This is a genomic window from Corallococcus sp. 4LFB (genome assembly GCF_046520365.1).
Classification (GTDB): Bacteria; Myxococcota; Myxococcia; order Myxococcales; family Myxococcaceae; genus Corallococcus; species Corallococcus caeni.
Map to the genome: position 1 here is coordinate 1 of NZ_JBKGHJ010000865.1, position 2,035 is coordinate 2,035.

The window sequence follows — 2,035 nt, forward strand, 5'->3', positions numbered from 1 at the left end:
CCCCTCCTGCCGCGGGGCCCGCGCCTGGGCAGACGCGGGAGGCACGGGGTGCGCCACGGTCACGTCGCGCGCCGCCGCGACCGGCGCGGAGGCGCGCATCCAGATGAAGCCCCAGGCCAGCAGGAGCGCCAGCCCGGCCACGACGACGAACACCTTGCGAGACATGCATCCCTCGGGGGGAGGTGGGGAGTCGCGCCCCAAGACACCACCCCCGGCCCCCAGGTTCCAGGAAACGTCCCGCTCCTTCCGGCGCCCGCCCGCGCTACATGGGGAGCACGGCGATGCGGATGCCCAGGGTGAACAGCGCGTGGAAGCCGTCATCCACGGGCGTGAGCCCCTGGTCGCGGCTGCCCACGCCGGTGATGTCCACCGTCTGCGTCCCGGTGCGCACCGTGTACTGGCCCACGGACGCGGTGATGATGGGCCCCACCGACAGGGCGCGCGTCACGCGCACGTCGCCGCCCAGCGAGAGCCGCGCGATGGTGGGCCCCCGGTCCGTGACGTGCGTGTCCACGTTCGCGGGGACGAACACGCCCGGCGCGGCCTGCACCTGCGTGTCCCCCTCCACGTGGCTCTTGAGAATTTCCAGGCCCACGCCCAGGCCAATCCACGGGTCGAAGCTCGCGCCCGGCCGGAGGTGGTAGCGGACCTCCGGCCCCACGCGCCACTGGTAGGTGGAGCAGTCGAAGCCCTCCGGGCACGACAGGTCGTTCGTCTTGGTCAGCACCGCCTCCCAGCTGCCCCACACGCCCAGGTAGAACCGGGGCGTCACCCGGAAGCCCAGCTCCGCGATGATGGGGAAGGAGACCTTCGCGGAGTCGGTGATCTTCAGGTCCTCCAGGCCGCCGGACGGCGCCTGGCCGTTCGTGTAGACGTAGCCCAGGCCGAAGCCCACGTTGCCGCTCACCGCGAACTCCAGCCCCGTGGGCCCCTCCGGCCGCATCGCCTCCGACAGCTCCTGCTGGGTCGTCTTCGTGGTGGTGGTGGTCGTCGTCTCCGACTCCGTCTGGGGCTCCGGCTCCTGCGCCCCCGCCGACGTGGCGATTCCCAGCGAGGCGGCGAGCGACAGCATCCAGCGGAACGGCGCGTTCTTCGAGGTCATCCGGTGCATCCTCCGTGTTCGGGATGGGGACGGACGGAAGCAAGCCGCGCGGGCCGTTAGAAGCCACCCTCCCCCGGCGCGCGCCGCCATTCGACAGACACCCCGGGTCCGCGACCAGTCGCGGACATCTACCCCACCCCCTGGGGAGGCAACCTGGTGGGGTGGATGGGAAGCCGGTGCGGGAGCGCCCTGGAGCCCATGATGGGCGCGTCAACCGCGATCCTCACCATAGCAAGACGGCCCGAAAATCCAACGGGTTGACCCAGCGCTGACCAGCGTTCACCTTGCACGGCCACCCACGCCCCCGGGCGGAAAGGAAAGACATCATGGCCGGCCAGGAGCTGTCGCCCGAGGCGCTCGCGCTCATCGCCGAGGAAGAGGCCCTGCTGTCCCGCGTCCAGCAGGCGCTGTCCGAAGCGCGCCGCCAGGCCGCGGAGCGCACGCTGGACACGCAGGGGCTGATGGCCCAGCTCCAGGTCCTGCGCGACGACGCCACCACGGCGCACGCCGCGGACCTGCCGCACGTCTTCACCCAGATGAACGAGGTGCGCTCCATGCTGGAGCGGCAGGAGACCGTGCCCCTGCCGGACGCGAACGCGCCCTACTTCGCGCACCTGCGGCTGTCCGGCCCCACGGGCGCGCGCGACTACCTGCTCGGCCGCACCAGCTTCGCCAACCTCGCCGCCGGGGTGCGCGTCATCGACTGGAGATTCGCCCCCGTCGCGCGCGTCTTCTACAACTACGAGGAGGGCGACGCGTTCGAGGAGTACTTCGGCGACCGGCTCTCCGAGGGCGACGTGGAGGCGCGCCGGCTGGTCATCATCGAGAAGGGCGTCCTCACCCGCATCAGCACCGGCCCGCACCTGCTCCAGCGCGACGCCCAGGGCCGCTGGCACTCGCGCGGGCGCGACGCGGCCTCCGTGCTCGCGGGCG

General features: G+C 72.1%; 1 protein-coding gene and 1 pseudogene. One reads left to right on the plus strand and one right to left on the minus strand.

The genetic code is table 11. The features are described 5' to 3' along the window. Window positions 1-262: 262 nt before the first annotated feature. Window positions 263-1,102 (minus strand): hypothetical protein, encoded by an 840-nt coding sequence (locus ACLEQD_RS42105; RefSeq protein ID WP_410391575.1) that lies wholly within the window; start codon window positions 1,100-1,102, stop codon window positions 263-265. Window positions 1,103-1,428: 326 nt separating this feature from the next. Between ACLEQD_RS42105 and ACLEQD_RS42110 the strand changes: the two are divergent. Further along, window positions 1,429-2,035 (plus strand): annotated as a pseudogene (locus ACLEQD_RS42110) (DNA helicase); the annotation flags it as partial.